1 protein-coding gene is annotated in these 1782 nt (G+C 60.4%); it reads right to left on the bottom strand.

Going from position 1 to position 1782, the window contains the following annotated elements:
- Positions 1–35: 35 nt before the first annotated feature.
- Positions 36–1782 (bottom strand): autotransporter domain-containing protein (locus OA90_RS27760; protein ID WP_156510735.1); only part of this gene is annotated, 1747 nt, incomplete at its 5' end.

Genomic DNA, 1782 nt, shown 5'->3' with positions numbered 1-1782 from the left:
ATCGTCGCCTGGAGCCCGTTCAAATCAGCAGTGGGTCAGAACCGTTTGGCGACTTTCAAGCCGAAATAGTTGTCTTTAGCATCGCGGCCGAATGCACCCTGATAGTCCACCGCGGCCTGAAGCTCCTGCCCCAGATCCAGCGCCATGCCCATCTCCACATTCGCCGTGTCGCGAGCCAGCGGGACGCCATGCACCTGGAACGTGTGACTGTCCGCAAAGGCCATCTGGCGGGACAAGTCCTCGTTGCCGATCAGGCGCCGCCAGGCAAGAGAACCGTAGAGTTTGAGCGGGCCGATCTCGGGCACCTCGACAGAGTGTGCGATGCTCAGACCGAGCTCACCAACACCAACCGTATGTGTTGCATAGCCCCCACTCAGGGCCGTTGAACCGCCCTTTTCCCGGAACCCGTCCGTGATCTGGTGGATTACCGAAAGCCCGACATAGGGACGCAAAAAAGCGGGTGACAGGAAAACGGTCGGGCTGACACGCGCAAATGCCTGAACCGTGTGCGCATGATAGTCCGCGCTCAGCGTCTCGGTGAGCGATCCGAAGGCAACGTCGCGCTCGCTCGTCACATTGGTGAACGTGTAGGCCGCGCCGGCGCTGTAACCGGCCGCCACGGTCTCCAGGGCGACATAGCCGCCAAGCGAGAAGCTGTCTGTGTCCACACTCGAGCGCCGGTCACCGACCGAGGCCGTGCCATGAGCATATTCAGCCAGCAGGCCTGCCGTCGTAGCACCGTTCACAGCCATTTCGGCTCCGGCAAAAAAGCCACCGGACGTCCGGGTCATGGTCGCCGCGTTGCCGGCGCCCTTCAGAGCCGTGACGGCCCCGTAGGCCTGACCCCAGATTTCCAGGCCTGCTGGCGGAAACACCGGCCCGTCCTCGTCCCCTTCATCAAAGGCAAGATCAGGCTCGTCAGGCAGAACGGCAGTCTCAAACGCTTGCCTGACCCGGTCGGCAACCGCATCGCGCACCCGGGAACTGTCCGCCACCAGAGCCCCCTGCGCGGAGGCATGGACTTCCCCCGACAGGTGATCAAAAGCGTTGCGAGCAGTGGTCTGTGAAASACTGACAACAGCGGCATACACCGGGTGTTCCGGGTCTGCCTGCAGACTGGCCACCCCACCGGCAACCGCTTTCTGGTTCTTTGTCAACGCCACGTCGACAAATCGTGCGGCGTTTCGGCGCAACAAAAGCTCAACGTAGCTCGCATAATAGGTCAGCGATGCATCCAGAAAGGCAAAGTCGTCTGTAACCKCTGCAAACTCCCCCTCAAGGCCCTCCTGCGCCGACAGGATGGTATAGGATGTAAGCGGATCAAATTCCAAACCGTTGCTGACGATCCCGTTTTCCGAGGTGATATGAGCAACCGCGCCTGAAAGGCTGGCCCCTCCGCTCACCTCAACCAAATCGGAAYTGCCCAATCGGTCCACTTCAACTTCGAACGTAGCGCCGGTCTCAAAAGAAAGGTCGCCGTCGACGCTCAATGTCCCGATCGAATTGCCCGGTGCAAGTTTCCCGCCCTCTTCAACGAACGTGTCTCCAACGGTGCCCGTTCCCCCAAGCGTGCCGCCGTCATCGACGGTGACAGCAACGTCTGAGGCATCTCCATTCAGGACAAGAGCGCCGGTATCGATCGTGAGGGTCTCAGTTCCTTCAATATCCCCGGAAAGGGTCCAACTACCGGCTTCGGACTTGGTCAGTGTATCAAAGCCGGTGATGTCATGGTCAAAAACGGCCTCCCCCAACCCGTTCAGCGTCAGCGCAAACGTCCCGCTT

Source organism: Labrenzia sp. OB1 (genome assembly GCF_001624695.1).
Taxonomy (GTDB): Bacteria; Pseudomonadota; Alphaproteobacteria; order Rhizobiales; family Stappiaceae; genus Roseibium.
The sequence above is the reverse complement of the archived record's forward strand: the minus strand, read 5'-3'. Positions and strand labels throughout refer to the sequence as shown.